Below are 22734 nucleotides of genomic sequence, written 5' to 3'. Positions count from 1 at the left end.
CAATGAAACCGCTGGCCGGCATCACCGTTGTCGAGGTATCCAGCTTCGTCGCCGCACCACTGTGCGGAATGACGCTCAGCCAACTCGGCGCGCACGTGATCCGCATCGACCCGATCGGGGGTGCCTCCGATGTAGAGCGATGGCCGCTGTCGGCAACCGGCACATCGATCTACTGGACCGGCCTGAACAAGGGAAAGCGTTCGGCCACCATCAATCTGCGCTCGCCCGAGGGTCAGGAGCTGGTGCAGCGGCTGATCCTCGAGGGCGACGGAATCGTCGTCACCAACACCGCCGGACTGTCGTGGCTGAGCCATGAGTCACTGGCCGTCAAGCGTTCCGACGTCATCCACGTCCAGCTGCTGGGCCGCGGCGACGGTTCTACCGGTGTCGATTACACCGTCAACGCGGGCATCGGATACCCCTTGGTCACCGGACCGGCGACGCATGCCGGTCCGATCAACCACGTCCTCCCGGCGTGGGACGTGTGTTGCGGCCTGTATGCGGCGCTGGCCCTACTCGCCGCGGTCCGCCGCCGCGATCAGACTGGGGTAGGTGCGCGCGTCAGCCTGGCCCTCGAGGACGTCGCACTTGCCACGGCGGGAAACCTGGGCCTGTTGACCGAGCCGCAAGTAAACGGCACGCAACGCGAACGGCTGGGAAACTCCATCTACGGCCAGTATGGCCAGGACTTCACCAGTCGCGACGGGATCGCATTTATGGTCGTCACGTTGACCGGCAGGCACTTTCGGGACCTGGTCGACGCGACCGGAACCGGGGAAGCGGTAGCGGCGCTCGCCGAGGCGCTGGGCGTAGACTTCGGCGCCGAAGGCGACCGCTACCGGTACCGCGACGTGCTCTCCGCGTTGTTCGCGACCTGGTTCGCCGAGCACACGGCGCAAGAGATCAGCGCGACATTGGCAAAGACCACCGTGCTCTTCGAGCGGTACCGCACCTTCGCTCAGGTCGTGGAAGACCCGCGGGTAACCGAGAATCCACTCTTCTCCCGGCTGAACCAACCGGGCATCGGCGAGTATCTGGCGCCCGGTATGCCGACCGCCTTCGACGGTGTTCACCCCGCCGGCACGCCCGCACCGGCCCTGGGCCAAGACACGGCCGACGTGCTCACCGAACGCCTGGGATTGACGGATACCGATATCGCGCGCTTGACGAGCGCGAAAACGATCGCCTGTTGAGCCGGAAAAGGACAGGACATGACCAGACTTGCCCAGACGCTCGGCCTGACCGACTTCCAGACCGAGATCATCACGACGGTAAGGCAATTCGTCGACAAGGAGATCATTCCCAACGCCCCGGAACTCGAACGGCACGACACCTACCCGCAGGACATCGTGGACCAGATGCGGGACATGGGCCTTTTTGGACTGATGATCCCGCAGGAGTACGGGGGGCTGGGTGAGTCGCTGCTGACCTACGCGCTATGTGTCGAAGAGTTGGCCCGCGGCTGGATGAGCATCTCCGGAGTGATCAATACCCATTTCATCGTGGCGTACATGGTGCGCCAGCATGGCACCGATGACCAGAAGCAGCGGTTGCTGCCGCGAATGGCGACCGGCGAATGTCGCGGGGCGTTTTCGATGTCGGAGCCGGAGCTGGGTTCCGACGTCGCCGCGATCCGCACCCGCGCACAGCGCAACTCCGACGACACGTACACCATCAACGGCCAGAAGATGTGGCTGACCAACGGCGGCAGTTCGACGTTGGTGGCCGTCCTGGTACGCACCGACGAAGGCGCAGACAAACCGCACCGCAACCTCACCGCGTTCCTCATCGAGAAGCCGACGGGGTTCGGCGAGGTGGCGCCGGGATTGCTGATCCCCGGCAAGATAGACAAGCTGGGCTACAAGGGCATCGACACCACCGAACTCATCTTCGACGGCTTCCGGGCAAGCGCCGACGACATCCTGGGCGGCGCTCCGGGTCAGGGCTTCTTTCAGATGATGGATGGCATCGAGGTCGGGCGGGTCAACGTGTCGGCCAGGGCTTGTGGTATCGGCATTCGCGCTTTCGAGCTCGCGGTGCGCTATGCCCAACAGCGTCACACTTTCGGCAAGCCGATCGCCGAGCACCAGGCCATCGCGTTCCAGTTGGCCGAGATGGCCACCAAAGTCGAAGCGGCGCATCTGATGATGGTCAACGCGGCACGTTTGAAGGACTCCGGGCAGCGCAACGATCTGGCCGCCGGCATGGCCAAATACCTTGCCAGTGAGTACTGTTCGGAGGTCACCCAGCAGAGCTTCCGGATTCACGGGGGTTATGGCTATTCCAAGGAGTACGAGATCGAGCGGCTGATGCGCGACGCGCCGTTCCTGCTTATCGGCGAAGGAACCAGCGAGATCCAGAAGTCCATCATCAGCAAGCGGCTGCTCGCCGAGTACCGGGTGTGACGCGATGACTGCTCCGGATTTCGCTGCGCGGCCTCAACTTTCCGAGGACGTGGCGCGCTTTGTCCGCAACAGGATTTTCGACGGCACTTACGCTTCCGGACAGTACATCCGGTTGGACCAGCTGGCCGCGGAACTTGGCATCAGCGTCACACCGGTACGCGAAGCGTTGTTCGCGCTGCGTGCCGAAGGTTTGATCGCCCAGCAGCCGCACCGGGGTTTCGTGGTGTTGCCGGTCACCGAGCAAGATCTCGCCGATGTCGCCAACGTGCAGGCTCATGTCGGCGGTGAGCTCGCCGCGCGGGCCGCCGCCAACATCACCGACGAACAGCTGCTCGAACTCAAACAGATTCAGGCGCAACTGGAAGAGGCCTATGCCGGTGGCGACGACGAGCGCACTGTCCGGCTCAACCACGAGTTTCACCGAGCCATCAACGTTGCCGCGGGTTCACCCAAACTTGCCCAGCTGATGTCCCAAATCACCCGCTACGCACCCGAATCGGTGTTCCCCGCGATCGAGGGCTGGCCGGACCAGTCGATCAAGGACCATCGGCGGGTGTTGTCAGCGCTGGAAAAACACGACGAGAAGCTGGCCCGAAAAACCATGTCGGAGCATTTGGCGGCGGGCGCGGCGCCGTTGATCGACCACCTTATTGAGCGTGGCGTGGTCGACGAACCGCGCCACCCGAATTCACACCGACGCGCAGGTTCGCGGAAATGACCCGTTACTCCTGCCCCACGGTCGCCTTCCGGTTGGTGTCGTAGGTTGCCATACCGAGCTTTAACCACGCGGCCAACAGCCGCTCGTCTCCGGACGCGGCTACGACATCGTCGTCGTCGAGCTGCTGGGCCGATGCGCAATGCACAGCGTCGTACCCACGCAAGGAAAGACGATGCGCGAGGTCAGCCGCACGTGTCACGATCTGCTCGTCCACCTCAATGACGTCCATTTCAGACCACATCTGGTCAAGGCGACGACGGCTCTGGAGATGCTTGTCTTTGGTGAGGCGCCCCATCCGCCGCGCCTGTGCCAGCGCTGCGGCAGTTTCGACATAAAGCAGCCTCGACGATACGATCGCATCGGCGTCGTCCCAGAACCGCCGGCACGCCTCGCTGGCAGGCTCCTCGATCAGTAACGGCACGAACGCCGAGGTGTCCAGATAGCCGATCACCTACGCTGCTCGCTGACCAGATCGCTGACCGTGCCACCGGCGGTTAGCGGGGCCGGAGCGGGTTGTTTACGGGTTCGAGCACGCTGGATGCGGCCATCCTGACGAAGCTGTTCGAGCTTCGTCAGCCGTTGTACCGGCACGATGCGCGCGATCGGACGCCCGTGATCCGTCACAGTCACGGTCCGCCCTTCGCGAACCTCCGCCAAGTGCCGACTCAACTGGTCACGCAGCTCCCGAACGCCGACCTCCACGCGAACCTGCCTTACCCTCAAAGTGGCCATTTAGTTTACGCACATTATAGCCACAATTAGGACCGGCGGGTATTGCCTTTCGGCATGACCCAGTCCTTATCCGTCGGCGGAGAGTGCCCGTGCGGGAACGCCTTCGCTGATCTCAGGTAGCCGCCTTGGTCAGCATGTCACGCAGCCGCTGGGTGTCGACCTTGCCCGTGGCGCCACGCGGAACGTCATCGGCGGATTTTAGCAATAGCCAAATCGTCGGAACTTTGAAGGCGCTCAGCAGCTTTCGGACAGAACTTCGCAGCTGCGCGGCGGTGAGCTCGCCGCTGCACACCACAGCCGCGCCCACCTGCTCGCCCTTGGCCCCCGGTACGTTGGTGACGAAGGCGTTGTCGACGCCGTCGATGGCACGTAACGCGCGTTCGACCTCGCCGGGATAGACGGTGGCACCGCTGACTTTGAACATGTCGTCGGATCTGCCGTGGTAGAACAGGAACCCATGCTCGTCGAGATGACCGAGGTCGCCGGTGGGGTAGAAGCCGTCGGAGGTGAAGACCTCTTCCCGGCTGCGTCGGCAGATGCCGCGCAACGTGTGGGGCCCCCGAATCTTTATCATGCCAACGCTTCCCGTCGGCGTGGGTTCATTGTCGGCGCCGACGATGCGAACTTCCATGCCCGGGAACGGTTTGCCGCAGCTACCCCACGCTGCGCGCGGCATGTCCGTGTCGGCCGGATAGCCGCAGTACGGCCCGAACGCCTCGGTCATGCCGAACAGTTTGGCCCGCGCACCGGGTTGCGAGCGCAGCTCGGGCGGGAGCAGGGCTTCCAGACTGCCCGGCCGCAGTGCCGACAGATCGACACCATCGGCATGCTGCGCGAGCGCCTCCGCCTGGTCCGGCCAGCCGCGAAAGAGGGTGACCCGCTCGGTTTCCAGCAGCCGCAAGGTCGTTTCGGGTCGCGGCGTCTCCTCAGTCACCAGGGTGGCCCCGGCCAGCAGCGTCGACAGTATCCCGCTGCCGAAGCCGCCCACCCAGAAGAACGGCATCGGTAGGTAGAGACGGGTATCCGGTGTGATGCAGCGTGCTGCGAGGCCCGATTGCACTGCGCCCAAAGCGTTTCCGTGCGAGTGCAGCACTCCTTTGGGTGCCCCGCTACTTCCCGAGGTGAACATGATGACCAGCGGGTCGGCGGGCGTCACCGTCCGGGTCATGGCGTCAATAATCCCGCGTGCGCGCCCGTCGGCGCCGAGGCGCGCGACCTGGCCGAGCGACCAAACTTGGCGTAAGGCAGGCAGTTCGGTTTTCCCGACCGGCGCAAGGTCGTCCAGGTAATGATGCCCGCGGAATTCCTCGACGCTCACCAGGAATTGAACGGCGGCCGTGCGTAGCTGCGCGACCAGTTCACCGGCCCGCAGCAGGGTGCTCAACGGAACGAGCACGGCGCCGATACGCGTCAGCGCGATCGCGATCTGGACCCAGCGAGCGTTGTTGGGCATGATCAGTCCGACCCGGGTGCCTTTGCTCACGCCGGCTTCGATGAATCCTGCCGCCAGATCGGCTGTGGTTGAGTCCAGTTCGGCATAGGTGATCCGGCTCTCGGAATCGATCACCATCGGCTTGGAGCCGTGACGGTCGGCCTGCCGTCGCACCAACCGGTCGATGGTCTCAGGCATCGAACAGCTTCTTCAACTGCCGAGTATCCACCTTGCCGCTGGACATCAGGGGTACCTCCGCGCGCGGCAGGCCGAGGTAGCGTCGTGGGAGCTTGTAGGCCGACAGTTCCGCCTTGAGTTGCGCATGTAACGCCCCTTCGTCGAACGTGTCGACCGCATCGGGCAAGACGACGACGGCCGCCACGACCTCCCCTCGTCGGGAGTCGGGAATTCCCACGACATGTGCCACCAGCCCGAATTTGGCGATCGCCTGCTCGACCTCGGCCGCAGAAACGTTGGCGCCGGCCGTTTTGATCATTGAGCTGAGCCGGCCGGCGAAATACATGAACCCGTCGGCATCGGCGCGCACCAAATCGCCGGTGTGGAACCAGCCGTCGGCGTCGAAGCTTTCTTCGCGACTGCGTTTGTAATAGCCCTGCATCACGTAGGGTCCACGGATGCACAGTTCGCCGACCTCACCGACAGCGCACACCCGGCCAGTGCCGGGCTCGACGACCATGGTGTCAAATCCGGGCGCGGGTTTGCCGAACGAACCTCGCCGCTCTTCGGGTTGGTCGGATTCGTCGCCGCAGATCAGTACGACGCTGCCGCCTTCGGTCATCCCCAGCATGCTGTGCCGCAACTCCGGATCGGCCGGCCTGGCATCGGGCGCCATGATCGGATAGAGGTTGCCTCGTCGCAGGGACGAAAGGTCTCGCGCGGGGAAGCTGGGATGGGCGGCCAGCTGGGCAACTGCTGCAGCGAATCCATTTGTGATGGTGGGTTTTTCGTATTCGAGCAAGTCGAGAGTCGCAGCGGGGTCGACTGCGTTGGAGCACACCAGCGTCGACCCGGCTACCAATGTGGCGAGCAAACCGAACGCGAATCCACCGATCCAGAAGAACGGCGAATTGCAGAACAGTTTGTCGCCTGCCGTCAAATCTCGGATCTCGTTGAGGTTCTTTTGGTGATCCAACAGGGCAGCGTGCGTGTGCACTACTCCCTTGGGCGTACTGGTAGAGCCGGACGTGTAGATGATGCACAACTGGTCAGAGCCGTGGACGTCGTCTTCCGTCGCGGACACGAGCGCGGGGTCGACGGCTTCGACTAGCCGACAGACACGTTCGATGTTTGCGACGTGACGCAATTGCGGTGCGGCGGTTGTAAACAACGGCTGCTCAGAATCGAAGCCGGGGTCCGACAGTACCTCTTTCAGTCGTTGCACGTAATCGTGCGAGCGGAACGACGCCGCGCTCAACAGGATCCCGACATCGCTGTCGACCAGTTGTTCTTTCAGCTCGCGCGCCGTGGCGAAGGTGGAGAACGGGACCACCACCGCGCCGATTCGCGCCGCCGCCAGCATCCCGACTACGAAGTCCGCACCGTTCGGGTACAGCAATCCGACATGCGTGCCCTTACCGGCACCGAGGGCGATCAGCCCGCGGGCCAGTTGCGCCGACCGGTGCTCGGCCTGGCCGTAGGTGATGCGCTCGTCGTCGCAAACCAGCATCGGGTGCTCTGGGCGGCAGCGAGCTTGGTGTCGCAGGATCTTCGCGACTGTGGGGGAATCACCGCCCATGGTCACTGCGGGCGGCGATATCACTGAAAAAGCTGCGGACCGCATCGATGTCGGGCTTGCCCGATGGCGTCCGGGGGATGGCATCGACGATCGCGAGGTCTGTGGGAATCTCGTAGCGCGCCAGCCGCTTTCCGAGGAATTCGATCAGCTCGTCGGTTGATGCCGATTCCCGCAACTCCACCATGGCGACAGGTGTCTGGCCGAGTCGGTCGTCGGCCCGCGCTACGACGGCGGCACCGGCCACCGCGGGGTGGCTTTCCAGCGCGGTGCGCACGTCGTCGGGCATCACCTTGAACCCGCCGCGGACGATGGCTTGATCGGCGCGTCCGACGATCCAGACAAAGCCGTCGTCGTCGATGCGCGCCAAGTCCGTGGTCCGCATCCACGGCGCCGACGCCCCCATCTGGGCCGCTTTGACCTCCAGCAGGCCCACTTGATCGGGACCGAGCGGTGCGCCACTCTCGTCGACAACCCGCAGCTCGGAGCCCGGGTTCGCCCGTCCCACACTGCCCCGCTTGGCTCGCCAGTGCCGCTGGTAGTCGGCCAGCGTCCAGCCGGCCACGCCGCCGCCGAATTCGGTTGCGGCATAGGAGGTCAAGACGGGAATGCCGTACTTCTCGGTGAACGCGTCGGCATCGTCGGCCGACAGCGGAGCGGTGCCGCAGGTCACGGCGCGGATACTGTCCAGGTCGCTGCGCGGCAGGCCGGAGTGCAGCACCGTGCGCAATGCGGCCGGCACCAGCGATACCGCGCGGGGGCGGTGCTTACGCACCGCGGCGGCCCAGGTGTTGAGTTCGAATCGGTCAAGTAACACAAAGGATCTCGCCTCGGTGACGCATTGCAGCACGCGGAAAACTCCGCCGATATGCACCAGCGGGGAGTTGACGATCGCGACGCCCCGTCGCAGCTCGGTGGGCGCGTTCGCACGGTCCGGCTCCCGGCCCATCACCGTGCGCGCCAGCATGTCGTAGCTGAGGTCGATGCGTTTGGGCGGACCGGTCGTCCCGCTGGTCAGCATCCGCACGGCAATGTCCGGCGGGGCAACCGGCCCGGCGCCGGGGCTCGGCACTGGGGCACTGGTGGGCGCGTCCAGAAGTGCCCGAATTGGGATTGTCTCGGTGTCTGCAGCGGTGACGAACGTCGCCAGGTCGTCGGGCTCGCCGGCGACGAGCGGCAGTCGCAGCGCGGCGATGTCGGCCCTGGTCCGTTCGTCGCCGCGAGATGGGTTGATGGTGACGACGGTTCCGCCGCTCAACAGCACACCAAGGAATGCGGCCACGTGACCAGGCCGGTTACGCAGCAGCATCCCGACCTGCGGTTGAGTCTCCGGCCGGGCCGTCAGTGCGGCGATCTGCCGTGCCACGTCGCCAACCTGATGCCACGAGATCCATTGGCCGGCATACTCAATCGCGTGCCCGTCGGGCTGTAGGTCCAGCACGTGCGCGATGCGTCGGCTGAGCGGGTGGTCGGCCATCACCGGATCTTCGGTTCTTTCCCGCCGCTGGCTGTGTCCTCGGTTGCGGCCAACTCGGCCTTGCCCAGCGGGTTGCCCAGCCGTGTGTAGATCAGCCCCTGTTCCATGGCCGCCCGGTACGGCTTGTCCAGCGACTCCCAAATCGCCTTCACCGTACCCTGGGTGGCCGTGGGCGGCTTGGCGGCAATTGCCGCCGCGATTTCATGAGCGCGGGTCCATAGCCGGCCCGGGGCCACCACCTCAGAGACCAGGCCGATCCGCAGCGCGGTGTCGGCGCTGACCCGCTCGTCGTTGCCCATCAACGCCATCCGCAATGTCTCACCCAGCCCGATGCGGCGCATCAGGCCCACCGGCTCCAACGCGCAAACCAGGCCGGCTGAGACGTGGGAGTCGAAAAACGTTGCGTCCGTTGAGCAGATGACCACATCGGATTCGTTGACGAAGTAGAACGCGCCGGCCGTGCAAATGCCCTGAACCGCACACACCACCGGTTTCCACATCTTCTGCCACTTCGGGCTGAGCGCCTCTCCGGGATCTTCGTGGTTCCAGACGTTTTCGGGCTGGCCGTACGGCGTCTTGATGTCGAGTCCGGCGCTGAACGCCCGGGTGCCGGCTGCCCTCAGCACGACCGCGTGCACCGACTCGTCGAGCTTGACAATCCGCCAGGCCTGCGCCATCTCCTCGCACATGGTTCGGTTGAACGTATTGAGCTGCTCGGGCCGATCGAGGGTGATCGTCGCGACGTGATCGTCGCTGTCGACCTCGAGCAGGATGGTTTCGAATCCGTCGGCGCCTATCATCTGCATTGCCAATTCGGCTTGCGTTTTTCTACGAAGGCCTTGGGGCCTTCTTGCGCGTCTTCCGTTCGCAGCACGCGTTCGCGAAATGTTTCGGCGAGTATCTCGGCTTCGTGCAGCGGCACATTCAGTCCTTTGATAATTGCCAGTCGTGTTCCCCGAACCGCCAGTGGCGCATTGGAGTTGACGATTTCGGCGATCTCGCGGGCCCGCTCAAGCAGGTGGTCGTGCGCGACGATCTCGCTGATCAATCCCAGATCGAAGGCGCGTTGTGCGCTCATCCGCTCATGCTTGCCCATCAAGGCCATCCGGAGGGCGATCGAGCGGGGCAGCACCCGGGAAACGCGGACCAACTCGCGGCCGGCTACCAGGCCGATACTGACGTGGGGATCGAAGAACGTCGCCTGCTCAGAGGCGATGACGATGTCTGACGTGGTGACCCAATCCATGCCGGCGCCGCAGCACAGTCCGTTGACGGCGGTCAGCACGGGCTTCGCCATGGTCCGGAACGGCGGCGTGCCTTCTTGCGGCGCCTCCCACTGGTCGTAGGTGGACAGGTACGGCCGGTCGTAGATCACCTTGCCGTCTTCGGGAATGGCCTTGACGTCCGCTCCGGTGCAAAACGCGCGGCCGGTGCCGGTAACGATGAGCAGCCACACCTTGTCGTCGTTCTCGGCCTCGTCGTAGGCGGCGCGGAGTTCGCTGATCATGTGCGGGCTGAGCGCGTTGAGGGCCTCCGGACGGTTCAGCGTGACGGTGGCGGTATGCCCATCGACTTCGTAGTTGATCGTGTCGAACGAATCAGTAGGCATCCGTGTTTCCTTCATCTCATCGGCCCTGGAACCGTGGCGCGCGCCGCTGCCGGAAAGCTTCCAGGCCCTCTTTGAAATCGCCTGTCCGACAGGCTAGTTCCAAGTTATAGAGTTCTTGGGTCATGGCTTGGTCCAGCGTCGCATGCTGGCTGAACCGCAACGCCTGCTTGGCCAGGCCGATCGCCACCGTCGGGCCCGATGCGAGCCGGGTCAGCAGATCCTCGACCGCGTTGTCGAGTTCGGACGTGCCCACGGTCTGATGAACCAATCCCCACTCGGCCGCAGCCGATGCGTTGACCTTCTCGCCCAGCAGCAGCATGCGCCTCGCTCGCGCCACACCGATCAGCCGGGGCAGCAGCCAGCTAGCGCCCGAATCGGGGCTGAACCCGCGCTCCACAAAGGGTTCCCAGAACACGGCGTCGTCGGCGGCCACGGTGAAGTCGGCGGCCAGTGCGAGATTGCAGCCCAGGCCTACGGCCCGCCCCCGCACGGCGCAGACCACCGGCAGCTGGACGCCGTGCACAAGCTCGATCACCCGATGGGCGGCGTGCGGTATCCGCCGGACGAGATCGCCGGTGCGGGGACGCTGTCCCCCGCTGTTGGCGGCCACCCAGTCCGCGCCCGCGCAGAAGTCACCGCCGGCTCCTCGAATGTGAATCACGCGCAATGCGTCGTCGGTGGCGGCGTCGGTCAGTGCATAGACCAACGCTTCGATCATCAACCGGGTCAACGAATTACGGCGGGCTGGCCGATCGAGCGTGATTCGCAGGACCGCGCCGTCCCGGCATGCGCTCACCGACCCGTCGGCGTCGGCCGCGTCGGCCTCGTGACTCACGATCGAATCCGGCCTTTCTCGCCGATACGGTTACCCATACAGTAGGCAATACGATTGCTACGCTGTATAAGTTAGCAAGGATACGCTGGCGACGGAACAAACCGGGCTGATCCCCCTGAAACTCGATGAAAGAGGACCTATGGGCGACCCCGCAGCCACTCCTACTGGTGACGCCAGATTCGGAGAGGCGCCCCTTGCCCAAACCGTGGCCGCCGCCGCCGCCATGCGCCGCCTCGGGTCGCTGCTGCTTTCGCTGGAACACGATCACCCGACAGTGGACACGATGATCGCTAAATTCGCGGAGTGGGAAACGGAGCTGGCCGCCGTCGCACCGCGGGACAGCGCACCCCGAATCGGCGAGATCCCCAACGATTCCCGGAGAATCTATCTCAACCACGCCACCGACATCGGTGCCTACAATCCGTGCTTTCCCGAGTACCGATTCGATCACCTCGATGCCGAGAAAGCGGAAGGCCGAGTCGTCTTCCCGCTCGTCTACGAAGGGCCGCCGGGGCTGGTGCACGGCGGTTTCCTCGGTGTGTTCTTCGACTGCGTGATACAGCATCACAGCTGCGTCACGGGGTTGTCCGGCAAAACCCGTGCACTGCTCGTGACATTCCGCCGCCCGACACCGCTGCTGACCGAGCTGCGTTTCGACATCGCGCGGACGCAGATCGACCGCGGCATCACCTCGACGGCGCGGCTGTTGCTCGACGACGAGGTGCTCTGCACGGGCGAGGTCAGCACGGTGGCCGCACCGCCGGAGAAGTTGTCGGTATTCAAGTTCGCCAGGCGGCGAAAGGAGTCCAGCGCATGACCACTTCCGGTGCTTCCGATGATCGCGTGCTGTTCGACGTGGATCCCGACAAGCGCATCGCCACAATCACGCTCAACAACGCCAAGCAGCGCAACTCCTACGACGCGGCGATGCGCGACGAGGTTGCCCGCTGCCTGGACCGGGTTGCCGACGACGACGACCTCACCGTGGTACTGCTACGCGGAGCCGGTGGCGTCTTCTCCACCGGCGCCGACATGAACAACGCCTACGGCTGGTACGGCGCGTCGCCTGCCGCGGGCGAAGCCGATGAGCGAAAGGATAGCCGCCGGCCCAGCCAGCGACGGCGACTTACGGTCGACCGCAAGTCGTTTGGCTTCTACCACAACTTCATGGGCTTCCCCAAGGTGACGGTGGGGGAGATCGCCGGCTACGCCCTTGGTGGTGGCTTCGAGATGGCTCTGATGACCGACATCTCGGTCATTGCGCGCGACACGAAAATCGGTATGCCGGCAACGCGGTTCCTCGGGCCCGCACTCGGCAGCCTGCATATGTTCTTCCATCGGCTGGGGCCGGTGCTGGCACGGCGTCTGCTGCTGACCGGTGACGTGATCGAAGCCGGCGAGATCGAGAGCCTTGGAATCTTCACCGACACATGCGATCCGGCTTCGGTTGCGGCGCGCGCCCGGTATTGGGCCGAGAAGGCGGCGAAGATGCCCGCCGACGGAGTCGTCATCGCCAAGGAAGCCTTCCGTCTCGTCGAACAGACCCAGGCATACCAAGGTGAGGAAGTCGCCAGCTACCTGTTCCATGCTTTCGGCACCAACCTGCAGTTCGCTCCGGGGGAGTTCAACTTCGTCAAAACCCGCGCGCAGCACGGAACGAAGGAAGCGTTCCGGTTGCGCGACGAGCACTTCCACGTGCCGGAACCCGATTAGGGCGAGCAGTCGCGCAGGCGGACTAGTTCTCGGGCTTTGACTGTGAAGCCTTGGCTTGTCCACGTCCCGGGGTGTGAATCCTTGGCTTTGGATGTGTAACCTGGGCGGAAATTCGCGTCGATACCCGCCCTGGGCTCACTGCGAAAGCCTTGGCTTCACACTGAAAGCCGCAGTTTCACAGCGAAAGCCGTAAGTAGAAACTTTTGCTGTACGCGCAGATTCTCACTGTCTGGACTGCGGCGAAAAGCGCCAATTTGGAACACGCTTACGGGTTAACCACCCGCTTTGGCCCGCGTCCGGACCGACGCTGATCTAGTCGTCTTGCGTTGCCGCGCCGGCCTGGCTTTCGAGCCTTTGTGGGTCTCCTCGATCAACCGGCCCGCGTGGTCGAGTATGCAGTCCAGACCGTACTCGAAATTGGTTTCGTCGGGCGCCCCGATGCGGTGCCCCTTTCCGGTCACGCGCGCGATGAGCGGCGTGGTTTGCGGATCGATGGCCACCGCGTCGTCAATCGAGCGCGGTCCGCTGTCGGGCGTTTGGGTTTTTTCCTGGAGTCGCTGCAATACGACCGATCCGCGGACGTGCAGCGAAACCGCCGAGTAGGTGTCGAAGGCATCCTCGGGCGACAGGCCTGCCTCCACCAGGTTGGCGATCGCACGCTCCATCTCCTGTGCGCCCAGCCGCGCCGCCTTGGGGCTGAGCGCGGCGCGGATCAAAATCAGGTCGCACAGTATCGGATTGCCCATGAACGTCTTACGCATCAGCCGGGCATGGTTGCGCAGTGTCTCGCGCCAGTCGCTGGCTTCGACGTAAGGGGTGGCGAATACATACTTGCTCAGGGCGCGGTCGGTCATCGCGTTGAGCAGATCGTCCTTCTTGCGGAAGTACCAGTAGATGCTGGTGACGCCGACGCCGAGGTGTTTGCCGAGCAGCGGCATGCTCAGATTGTCGATCGATACCTGCTCTGCGAGTTCGAATGCGCCGCTGATGATGTCATCAGGATTGATGGACCCGCGTTCGCGTCGCTGCCGCTTGTCGGCGGTTGCCTGCTTTGCCACTACGGGCACCTCCAAAAAGATCTGTGCTGCGCATGCGGTCCGCGGCTTTGCCGCCGACAGCGGTTCGGGCGGGTTGTCCGTCTGCTACTGTAATACCTATCGTAGGCTTTTTGGTAAATACAGCTGGACAGGCGAAGCATGTCTCGGCTGGCGCCGTCGGGTGAAGCATGGATCTAGGGCTGGCAAATGCCACAGCGGTGGTGGTCGGTGGTAGCAGTGGTATGGGTTTGGCCACTGCCCGCTGCCTTGCCGAAGAGGGCGCGCGGGTGGCGGTGGTCAGCCGCTCAAAGCCCAAGCTCGACAGCGCCGTTGCCGATCTGGCGAGCCGCGGCAGTCCCGACGCTGTGGGTCTGGTTGCCGACATCCGCGATGCGGGACAGGTCGACGAAGTGTTCGTCGGGCTGGGCCAGCGTTGGGATGGCGAACTCAACGTGCTCATCAACACGGTCGGGCCGGGGGCACCGGGTGCCTTCGAAGATCTGACCGACGAGCAATGGCGAGAGGCTGTCGAAGACGGCGTGATGGGCATGGTGCGCTGCGTTCGCTCGGCACTTCCTTTGCTGCGCAAGGCAGATTGGGCACGGATAGTCAACTTCTCCGCGCACTCGACGCAGCGGCAAAGCGTCATGCTGCCCGCATACACGGCAGCCAAGTCCATGCTCACGAGCGTCTCGAAAAATTTGTCGCTGCTGCTGGCCAAGGACGAGATCCTGGTCAATGTCGTGTCGCCGGGCAGCATCGCATCGGAATCGCTGGTCGGCTGGGCGAAATCGGTAGGCGTCGACGGCGATGACCCGTACGCCCTGATGGATGCCATCGGCAAGCACTTCGGTCATCCGGCGCAGATGCCGCGAGCCGGCTTACCGGAGGAAATCGGCCCGGTCGCAGCGTTTCTCGCGTCACGTCGCAACTCCTACATGACCGGAGCCAATATCAACGTCGACGGTGGTTCGGACTTTACCTGACGCGAAAGCGGTTGGCCGGCAGGAGGAGTGGACTAATGGTGGTAGCCAGTGAAGCGCGTACCTGGGCGCCGGGCGCGTTGCGGGGAATCGGCGACTCGCTGTACACGCCGTTCTGCGGCGACGACGGCGACGAGATCGACTGGGATGCCTACCGGACGCTGGTGCGTTACTGCGTCCGCGATCTCGGCCACCCGATGCTGTGGTGCACCAGCGGTATAGCCGAGTTCTGGTCGCTGACCCTCGACGAGCGAAAGCGCTTGCTAGAGGTAACAATCGAGGAGGCGCGCAGCGCGAACCCGACCGTCGTCATACAGGCGTGCACCTCGGCGATGACGGCCAAGGATTGTGTGGACTTGACGCTGCACGCCCAAGAGGCCGGCGCCGATATCGCCTACATCCAGACGCCGATGATGGAAGTGCACGGCGGCGAAGGCGTGCTGAGATTTTTCAAGTATGTCGCGTCGCGCACGGACATCGCCCTGGGCATGTTCAATTCGCCGTCCTCGGGTTACGTGTTGACGCCGGCCGAAAGCGCGCGGATCTACGCGGAGGTGCCTGCTGTGTGCGCCACCAAGGAGGGCGCCTTCCGTCCGGAGGGCAGCCGGCGGCTGCACGAGTTGGCGCCTGGGCTGGTGGTGTGGGAGTGCGACCGGACGGTGTATCGCGCCGGCTGGCTGCGCGCCGGAATCGTCTGCCCGGCCCAGTTGGGCACCGCCGGATACCTTTTCGAGACGCCGCAGCGGCGGTTGTTCTCCGAATACTGGGACCTGGTCCTGGGCGACAAGTTGCTCGAGGCGATGGACTATGGGCGCGATTCGGGACTCGACCAGTTCGACCTTGACCTCGGATCGTGGTGGACCTGCTATCCGGGACGTTCGGACTACTTCACGCACTGGGGCGGTGGGTTCAAGTATGCCGCCTCATTGCTGGGCCTGCCGATCGGTGCATATCCGCATTCGCGGCCGCCGCAAGCGGAGCTGCCGGACGAGGCCAAGACCCAGATCGAGAATGCCTATCGACGGCTCGGGCTGATCGCCGCGTAACGGTAGCCGTCGAGCGACCGGAAATTCGTTGGTTTGCCCTGCTCCGCGGGGGCGCGGCGGCAGTTGTGGAATGCGGTACCGATAGGTATACAGTATGCGTACAAAGTCAGTCGGATTCGGTGATCACGGGCGAGGAGGTACGACGGCCTATGTCGGGCAGCTCCTCGGAAGGTAACTCCGACGACGCAGTGCTCTACGAAGCAACTTCGACCGGTGTCGCAATCCTCAGGCTGAACCGTCCCGAGCGTCTCAACGCCTGGGGCCCCGACATCGCCGCCGCGTTTTATGCCGGCATCGACCGCGCCGAACAGGACCCGGCGATCCGGGTAATCGTGCTGACCGGACGGGGCAAAGGGTTCTGCGCCGGCGCCTATCTGGGCGCGCCCAATTCAGCGGGCGAAGTCGGCGACAAAATGGACAACGCGAAGCAGACCAACTTGGCCGAGTTGGTCGGCGAACGTCCGCCCCATTTCGTCACCACGCTGCGCAAGCCCGTCGTCGCGGCCATCAACGGCGCCTGTGTCGGCATCGGCCTGACCCAGGCGCTGATGTGCGACGTCCGGTTCGCCGCCGCGGGGGCAAAGTTCGCTGCTGTGTTCGCGCGCCGCGGCCTGATCGCCGAGTTCGGCATCTCGTGGATCCTGCCGCGCCTGACCAGCTGGGGCGTCGCGCTCGACCTGTTGCTGAGCGGCCGCACCTTCCTCGCGGAGGAGGCGGCCGAGCTCGGCCTGGTCAAGGAAGTCGTCGCACCCGAGAGCCTGATGAAGCGGGCACTGGAATACGCCGAGGACATCGCCGCGAACTGCTCGCCGGCTTCGATGGCGGTGATCAAACAACAGGTATACGGCGACGCTAATCGCGATGTGGGCGAAGCGACTTCGCGTGCCGAGGTGTTGCTGCACGAGGCCATGCCGAGGCCGGATGTCATCGAGGGAATCACGAGCTTCCTGCAGAAGCGACCGCCGCAGTTCCCGTCGCTCACCCCGTCGGACGCGTAGTGGGGTATCAGAAAGGACGATCATGAGTAACTTGGGCTACCAGGCGATCGACGTCGACAATCACTACTACGAACCGCTGGACGCCTTCACCCGGCATCTGGACAAGAAGTTCCGCAGGCGGGGCGTCCAGATGTTCAGCGACGGCAAGCACACCCAGGCGATCATCGGCGACCGGGTGAACCGGTTCATTCCCAACCCGACGTTTGACCCGATCATCGTTCCGGGCTGCCTGGACTCATTGTTCCGCGGCGAGATTCCCGAAGGCGTCGACCCAGCATCCTTGATGCAAGTCGAAAAGCTGGAGTTGCGACCCGAATACCAGAACCGGGACGCCCGCGTCGCGGTGATCGAAAGCCAGGGCATCGAGACGGGCATCATGTTCCCGACGTTCGGTTGCGGCGTGGAGGAAGCGCTCAAGGATGACGTGGAGGCCACGATGGCGTCGTTGCACGCCTTCAACTTGTGGCTCGACGAAGACTGGGGCTTCGACCGCGACGATCACCGCATTCTGACGGCTCCGATGATCTCCCTCGCCGACCCCCAAAAGGCAGTCGAGGAAATCGATTTCGTGCTCGATCGTGGCGCACGGCTGGTCCATGTGCGGCCCGCTCCGGTGCCCGGTTCCCCGAAGAACCGTTCACTGGGGCATCGGTCGCACGATCCGGTATGGGCCAGGCTCGCCGAGGCCAACGTCCCGGTTGCATTCCATCTGGGCGACAGCGGGTATCTGAAGCTCGCCGGCATGTGGGGCGGCAAGGACACTTTCGAGGCCTTCGCTGCCCCCGATCCGCTCGACAAGATCCTGGTCGACGACCGGGCCATCCACGACACCATGGCTTCGCTGATCGTGCACGGGGTGTTCCATCGCCATCCCAAGCTTCGGGTGGCCAGCATCGAGAACGGCTCGGAATGGGTGGCCCGACTCATCAAGCGTTTGAAGAAGACGGCCAATCAGCAACCGCGCTGGTTCCCCGACGACCCCGTCGACACCTTGCGGAACCACGTTTGGGTGTCGCCGTACTACGAAGAGGATCTGGCCGCTCTCAGTGAGCGACTCGGCGTCGACCGGATCCTGTTCGGCTCCGACTGGCCGCACGGCGAAGGGCTGCAATCGCCGCTGTCGTTCACCGACGAGTTGCGGGGATTCAGCGATGCCGATGTCCGGAAAGTCATGCGGGACAACGCATTGGACTTTTTGGGTGTGACGGTGGACGCGGCTGTCTAGGGCAGCGTAACTCGATGAGTGAGTGGACGGTCGGGGCGGTGCTCGACGCAATCGCCGATGTCGTTCCCGACCGGCTGATGACCGTATGCGGAACGCGGCGGAGCACCTTTGCCGACTCGGCAGAGCGCACCAACAGGCTGGCGAATTTTCTGAACCACAAGGGGTTTGGCGTCCACCGCCCACGTGAGGCCCTGCAGCGCTGGGAATGCGGTCAGGATCGCGTGGCCCTCATCATGTACAACGACCTGTACCCGGACATGGTGATCGGATGCCTGAAGGCGCGGACCGTCCCGGTCAATATCAACCACCACTACGCGGCGCGGGAGATCCGCGACCTGCTCGACTACGTCGGGCCCCGCGGCATCATCTATCACCGTTCCCTCGGCGCCCGGTTCGCCGACGTGCTGCCGCCCGCCGGCACCGAGCTGCTGGTATCGATCGACGACGGGAGCACGGTTGCCGAACTACCCGGTGCCGTCTCGCTGGACGCCGTCTTGGCGGAGGCGCCGCCGGACCGCGACACGGTCGGGTCGCCCGATGACCTGATCATGATGTGTACCGGCGGAACGACAGGGCGTCCCAAAGGAGTTCTGTGGCGGCAGAGCGACATGTATGTGGCGTCGATGGTGGGGGCCGATCACGAGAACGTCACCGAGATCCACAACAAGGTCCGCAACGGCGGGCCCGCGTGGTTCGCGGTGTCCCCGCTGATGCACGCGGCGGGTATGTGGACCGCATTCTCGGCGCTGTGCGCGGGCCTGCCGGTGGTGTTGTACGACGAACGCAGCAAGCTCGACGTACGGTCGGTGTGGGCAACGGCCGAGCGCGAAAAGGTAGGCATGATGACGATGGTCGGCGACGCGTATGCCGGGCCGTTGGTCGCCGAGCTGCGCGCGAATTCATACGACTTGTCGGCACTGAATGCGATCGGGACCGGCGGAGCCGCCACCAACGCGAAATACAAACGGGCACTGATGGAATGCCTGCCGCACATCACGATCATCGAAGGCTACGGTTCGTCGGAGACCGGCAATATGGCATTCGGCCACAGCCGCAACGGAAACGCCAGCGAGACGTTTGAACCCCGGACCGGTGTACGGGTGGTCTCGGCCGACCGCACCCGGTTTCTGCGGCCCGGCGAGCGGGAGATCGGCTGGACTGCCAGGTTGGGCAGGATCCCGCTCGGATATTTCAACGACGCGCCAGCCACCCAGCGAACGTTTCCGGAGATCGACGGCCAGCGGGTGGTGATACCCGGCGACCGCGCATCGATCGAAAATGACGGCACCATCCGGCTGTTCGGGCGTGACTCGCTGGTGGTCAACACCGGTGGCGAAAAAGTGTTCGTGGAAGAGGTCGAGGAGGTGCTGCGCGCACACCCGGATGTTGCCGACGCCTTGGTGATCGGGCGCCCGAGCGAACGATGGGGACAAGAGGTGGTCGCGCTCGTCGCGCCGCAGCCAGGGTCCGTGATCACCGAAGACGAGCAGGCGCTGTACGACTTGTGCACTTCTCAACTTGCGCATTTCAAGGCGCCAAAGGCATTCATCTTCGTCGAGCAGATACAGCGTCTGGGCAACGGCAAACCGAACTACCGGTGGGCAAAAGAGCAAGTGAAGCAACCTGTTCCGGCCGCCGCGGCGGCCCACGACCCCGAAGGAAGTCATGCCCGACAAAGCGATTGACTGCCTGGTCAACGTGCACTTCGGCGAAGCCGAATCGCAGCCCGGCTGGATGCTGAAGGTCCGCAACGACTACTTCAAGGGCCCGGAGTCGATGTTCGCGCCCGTCGACCTGTCCGAACTGCTCGAGGAAATGGACGCTCACGGTGTGCAGAAGGCAATCCTGATGGACTCGCTGGCAAACCCGTCCACCACGGCACGCAAGTTCGTCGATGCCAAGCCGGATCGGTTCGCCTTGGCGATGGGCGGCGTCAATCTGTTGCGTCCGGTGCGGCCGCTGCGGGAGCTGAGCGCCATCGCGCGCGATCTGCCAGTGGCGTACGCCGCTGTAGGACCGAGCTTTTGGGGCGACGGCCAGTATCCGCCCAGCGATGCCGTCTACTATCCGCTCTACGCCAAGTGCGCCGAACTGGACCTTCCGCTCTGCGTCAACACCGGTATTCCCGGACCGCCGATCCCCGGTGAGGTGCAGCATCCCATGCATCTCGACCGGGTGTGTGTCCGCTTTCCCGAGCTGCGACTGTGCATGATCCATGGAGCGGATCCATGGTGGGATGTCGCGATCCGGTTGCTGCTGAAATACGCGAACCTACGCTTGATGACGTCGGCGTGGTCGCCGAAGCGGCTGCCGGAAAGCCTGCTGCACTACATGCGAACACGCGGCCCCGGCAAGGTGATCTTCGCCTCGGACTGGCCGGTGTTGCGGATGCGGCGGGTAATACCCGAAGCCCGTGCTCTCGATCTGCCGGCCGAGGTCCTCGACAACTACCTGTACAACAACGCCCAGGAATTCTTCTTCGGACAGGAGCACTGATGGATCGCTTCGAACTTCGCAGGCAGGACTACAGCCTGTCCGAACACCACGTGGATCTGCAAACGGCCTACCGGCAGTTTTTCAAGACCCATTGCCCGATCGAAACCGTCCGCGCCGCGGAGCCTTCCGGCTTCGACAAGAATCTCTGGGAGCGGTTGTGCGCGATGGGCGCCTCGACGATGGCGCTACCCGAATCCAGCGGCGGTGACGGTGCGACGCTGGTCGATCTCACCCTGGTGGCCGAGGAGATCGGGCGGGTGCTGGCGCCCGTGCCGTGGATCGACCATGTCTGCGCCGCAAGGCTTTTGGCACGCCTTTCGGCACTGGGTGCCGAGACCGCCGGGGTGGCTGCCGGCGAACAGCTCGCCGCACTCGATGCGCGCATCGGCAGCGGGCAAGGGCCCCGACTGATACCGACGGGCTCGGTTGCCGATCACATCCTGGTCCGGGAGGGCGACACGATTGTGCGCCTGACCTTCGCAACCCGGCCCGCGAAGGTCGACAATATCGGCCGGCTGCCGATGGCCTGGGTTGATCCGGCTGCCGCCGACACCCGTACGGTCGTTGCCGACGGACCAGAAGCGCTGGCGAGTTACCAACGGGCACTGGATGAGTGGCGACTGTTGACCGCTGCGGCACTGGTCGGTCTGGTCGAGGAGACCACGACCATCGCAGCTGAGTTCGCCAAGACCCGCTATACGCTGGGCGTGCCAATCTCTACGCTGCAGGGCATTTCGCATCCGCTGGCCAACATGGCCATCACCGTCCAGGGCGGACGCAACCTGGCGCGGCGAGCTGCCTGGTTCCTGGACAACGAGCCGGATGAACGGCCCGAGCTGGCACCGTCGGCGTTTGTCTTCATGGCCGAGGAAGCCGCCAAAGCCGCGACCATGGCCGTCCACATCCAAGGCGGGCTTGGGGTTTCGGCCGAGGCCGCCGCGACGGCCTATCTGGTGCGAGCCAGGGGCTGGCCGTTGGCGGCCGGGGATCCGGGCGCGACTGCTCAGCGGATCGCGGACATCGTCGCCGCCCGTGAGACGGCACAACAGGCCGCGCAAGTCTAGGACAGGAGCCACCATGGATTTCTCCCGCGTTCAGCTCTCCGACGAGGACCAGGCGTTCTACGACGAGGCGCGAACCTTCTTGGCGGCGCATATGACCGAAGAGGTCAGGCGTCGTGATCGCGAGACGGGTGACAACTTCGACGAGGGCTTGCACTTGGCGTTCGGCGCCGCAGGATACTTGGCCGGCGAATGGAAGCCGGCAGCCGACGGTGGCTTCACCCGGGTACAGCGGCGGATCTGGGAGCTGGAGAAACGGCGAGCGCATGTGCCGTGGGTGACCTGGGGCACCACCGCCATGGTGGCGAGGTCGGTAGCCAAGTTCGGCTCGCCCGAACTGCAGGAAGAGGTGATGCCGGGAGTATTCAGCGGCCACGTCCGGCTGTGCCTCGGCTACACCGAACCCGAAGGCGGCTCCGACGTCGCCACCTGCAGGACCCGCGCGGTGCGTGACGGTGACGGCTGGGTCATCAATGGTTCCAAGATGTTCACCACCGGTGCCCATAACTGCCAGTACGTATTTCTCATCACCAACACCGCGCCCGACGCGCCAAAACACAAGAGCCTGACCATGTTTCTGGTTCCGCTGGACTCACCGGGCATCGAAATCCAGGGCATCCGAACGGTGGACGGTGACCGCACCAACATCGTCTACTACAGCGACGTGCGGGTCGGCGACAAGTACCGGCTGGGCGAGGTGAACGCGGGCTGGACGGTCCTGCGGGAACCGCTCAACACCGAACACGGCGCCGTGGCTGCCTCCCCAGATGGCTTGCAGGACAACTCGATCATGATGCACCAGGCCGGTTCGATGTCGACAGCGGTGGACAAGGCTGCGGCGCGGGTGACACGGCCGGATGCCGACGGACGTCGGCTGCTCGACGATCAGTCGGTCGGGTATCGGCTCGGCCGCAGCGTCGCGCGGATGGAGGCGGCGCTGTCGGCCCCGAACATCTTCGGCCGGGTGGCGATCGCGCAGACGATGCGTGACATATCCCCGGATCTGATGGACTTGCTGGGGGCCGCTTCAGCGCTGCCGTACGGGACCGACGGGGCCGCCGACGACGGCAGCGCCGAATACGTCTATCGCTTCGCGCCCTTGGTGGGCATCTACGGCGGAACGCTGGAGGTGTTCCGCAACATGATCGCCCAATACACGCTCGGTCTCGGCAAGCCCGCGTATGCAGCGGCGGTCAAGTAGGTGAGCTGATCAC

At 64.4% G+C, this 22734-nt stretch carries 22 protein-coding genes; 13 read left to right on the top strand and 9 right to left on the bottom strand.

Annotation, left to right across the window (positions count from 1 at the left end):
- The first annotated feature begins 2 nt into the window (after nt 1-2).
- From A5791_RS09460 to A5791_RS09450, 3 genes are read left to right on the top strand one after another with little or no spacing between them, the layout of a single operon-like run.
- The gene (locus A5791_RS09460) at nt 3-1193 is read left to right on the top strand and encodes a CoA transferase (protein WP_067234439.1); all 1191 of its coding nucleotides are present in this window, start codon (nt 3-5) and stop codon (nt 1191-1193) included.
- An 18-nt stretch (nt 1194-1211) separates the two neighbouring features.
- A complete protein-coding gene (locus tag A5791_RS09455; protein ID WP_067234435.1) occupies nt 1212-2405 on the top strand; it encodes an acyl-CoA dehydrogenase family protein in 1194 nt (397 codons plus the stop codon).
- 4 nt (nt 2406-2409) lie between these two features.
- Nucleotides 2410-3123, top strand: a complete 714-nt coding sequence (locus A5791_RS09450; RefSeq protein WP_067234431.1) for a GntR family transcriptional regulator — start codon at nt 2410-2412, stop codon at nt 3121-3123.
- Nucleotides 3124-3127: 4 nt separating this feature from the next.
- Here the strand turns inward: A5791_RS09450 and A5791_RS25925 are convergent, their stop codons facing one another.
- The 8 genes from A5791_RS25925 to A5791_RS09410 form a co-directional block, all read right to left on the bottom strand.
- The gene (locus A5791_RS25925) at nt 3128-3574 is read right to left on the bottom strand and encodes a type II toxin-antitoxin system VapC family toxin (protein WP_082966839.1); all 447 of its coding nucleotides are present in this window, start codon (nt 3572-3574) and stop codon (nt 3128-3130) included.
- Nucleotides 3571-3855 (bottom strand): type II toxin-antitoxin system Phd/YefM family antitoxin, encoded by a 285-nt coding sequence (locus tag A5791_RS09440; protein ID WP_067234427.1) that lies wholly within the window; start codon nt 3853-3855, stop codon nt 3571-3573. The genes A5791_RS25925 and A5791_RS09440 overlap by 4 nt, the downstream gene beginning before the upstream one ends.
- Before the next feature lie 112 nt (nt 3856-3967).
- A complete protein-coding gene (locus A5791_RS09435; protein WP_067234424.1) occupies nt 3968-5485 on the bottom strand; it encodes a class I adenylate-forming enzyme family protein in 1518 nt (505 codons plus the stop codon).
- Nucleotides 5478-7043 carry a class I adenylate-forming enzyme family protein gene (locus A5791_RS09430; protein ID WP_067234420.1) on the bottom strand — a complete coding sequence of 522 codons (1566 nt, stop codon included), beginning with the start codon at nt 7041-7043 and terminating at the stop codon, nt 5478-5480. Before A5791_RS09430 ends, A5791_RS09435 begins: the two co-directional genes overlap by 8 nt.
- Nucleotides 7033-8517 (bottom strand): class I adenylate-forming enzyme family protein, encoded by a 1485-nt coding sequence (locus tag A5791_RS09425; protein ID WP_067234416.1) that lies wholly within the window; start codon nt 8515-8517, stop codon nt 7033-7035. The genes A5791_RS09430 and A5791_RS09425 overlap by 11 nt, the downstream gene beginning before the upstream one ends.
- Nucleotides 8517-9323, bottom strand: coding sequence for an enoyl-CoA hydratase/isomerase family protein (locus A5791_RS09420; RefSeq protein ID WP_369828038.1), 807 nt, complete (start codon nt 9321-9323; stop codon nt 8517-8519). Before A5791_RS09420 ends, A5791_RS09425 begins: the two co-directional genes overlap by 1 nt.
- Nucleotides 9314-10126: an enoyl-CoA hydratase/isomerase family protein gene (locus A5791_RS09415; RefSeq protein WP_067234755.1), complete on the bottom strand. Its 813-nt coding sequence runs from the start codon at nt 10124-10126 to the stop codon at nt 9314-9316. Before A5791_RS09415 ends, A5791_RS09420 begins: the two co-directional genes overlap by 10 nt.
- Before the next feature lie 16 nt (nt 10127-10142).
- Nucleotides 10143-10961: an enoyl-CoA hydratase-related protein gene (locus A5791_RS09410; protein WP_067234412.1), complete on the bottom strand. Its 819-nt coding sequence runs from the start codon at nt 10959-10961 to the stop codon at nt 10143-10145.
- A gap of 139 nt (nt 10962-11100) precedes the next feature.
- Between A5791_RS09410 and A5791_RS09405 the strand changes: the two genes are divergently transcribed.
- Entirely contained in the window at nt 11101-11778 is a 678-nt protein-coding gene (locus A5791_RS09405) for a hypothetical protein (RefSeq protein WP_067234409.1), read from the top strand.
- Nucleotides 11775-12674 (top strand): enoyl-CoA hydratase/isomerase family protein, encoded by a 900-nt coding sequence (locus A5791_RS09400; protein ID WP_067234406.1) that lies wholly within the window; start codon nt 11775-11777, stop codon nt 12672-12674. Before A5791_RS09405 ends, A5791_RS09400 begins: the two co-directional genes overlap by 4 nt.
- Nucleotides 12675-12946: 272 nt before the next feature.
- Here the strand turns inward: A5791_RS09400 and A5791_RS09395 are convergent, their stop codons facing one another.
- Nucleotides 12947-13732 (bottom strand): TetR/AcrR family transcriptional regulator, encoded by a 786-nt coding sequence (locus A5791_RS09395; RefSeq protein WP_197504640.1) that lies wholly within the window; start codon nt 13730-13732, stop codon nt 12947-12949.
- 167 nt (nt 13733-13899) lie between these two features.
- Here A5791_RS09395 and A5791_RS09390 point away from each other — a divergent pair, with 167 nt between their 5' ends.
- From A5791_RS09390 to A5791_RS09355, 8 genes are all read left to right on the top strand, one after another.
- The gene (locus A5791_RS09390) at nt 13900-14697 is read left to right on the top strand and encodes an SDR family NAD(P)-dependent oxidoreductase (protein WP_067234398.1); all 798 of its coding nucleotides are present in this window, start codon (nt 13900-13902) and stop codon (nt 14695-14697) included.
- A gap of 35 nt (nt 14698-14732) precedes the next feature.
- The gene (locus tag A5791_RS09385; RefSeq protein WP_067234393.1) at nt 14733-15740 is read left to right on the top strand and encodes a dihydrodipicolinate synthase family protein; all 1008 of its coding nucleotides are present in this window, start codon (nt 14733-14735) and stop codon (nt 15738-15740) included.
- A gap of 149 nt (nt 15741-15889) precedes the next feature.
- Nucleotides 15890-16738: an enoyl-CoA hydratase gene (locus tag A5791_RS09380; RefSeq protein ID WP_067234390.1), complete on the top strand. Its 849-nt coding sequence runs from the start codon at nt 15890-15892 to the stop codon at nt 16736-16738.
- Nucleotides 16739-16760: 22 nt separating this feature from the next.
- Nucleotides 16761-17963 (top strand): amidohydrolase family protein, encoded by a 1203-nt coding sequence (locus tag A5791_RS09375; protein ID WP_067234387.1) that lies wholly within the window; start codon nt 16761-16763, stop codon nt 17961-17963.
- A gap of 14 nt (nt 17964-17977) precedes the next feature.
- A complete protein-coding gene (locus tag A5791_RS09370) occupies nt 17978-19648 on the top strand; it encodes an acyl-CoA synthetase (RefSeq protein ID WP_067234384.1) in 1671 nt (556 codons plus the stop codon).
- Complete coding sequence (locus A5791_RS09365; protein ID WP_067234380.1) at nt 19629-20459, top strand: amidohydrolase family protein; 831 nt, start codon at nt 19629-19631, stop codon at nt 20457-20459. Before A5791_RS09370 ends, A5791_RS09365 begins: the two co-directional genes overlap by 20 nt.
- Nucleotides 20459-21523 (top strand): acyl-CoA dehydrogenase family protein, encoded by a 1065-nt coding sequence (locus tag A5791_RS09360; protein ID WP_067234376.1) that lies wholly within the window; start codon nt 20459-20461, stop codon nt 21521-21523. Before A5791_RS09365 ends, A5791_RS09360 begins: the two co-directional genes overlap by 1 nt.
- Before the next feature lie 13 nt (nt 21524-21536).
- Complete coding sequence (locus A5791_RS09355) at nt 21537-22721, top strand: acyl-CoA dehydrogenase family protein (protein WP_067234373.1); 1185 nt, start codon at nt 21537-21539, stop codon at nt 22719-22721.
- Nucleotides 22722-22734: the final 13 nt, after the last annotated feature.

The sequence above is a fragment of the Mycobacterium sp. 852002-51163_SCH5372311 genome (assembly GCF_001667115.1).
GTDB lineage: Bacteria > Actinomycetota > Actinomycetes > Mycobacteriales > Mycobacteriaceae > Mycobacterium.
The sequence above is the reverse complement of the archived record's forward strand: the minus strand, read 5'-3'. Positions and strand labels throughout refer to the sequence as shown.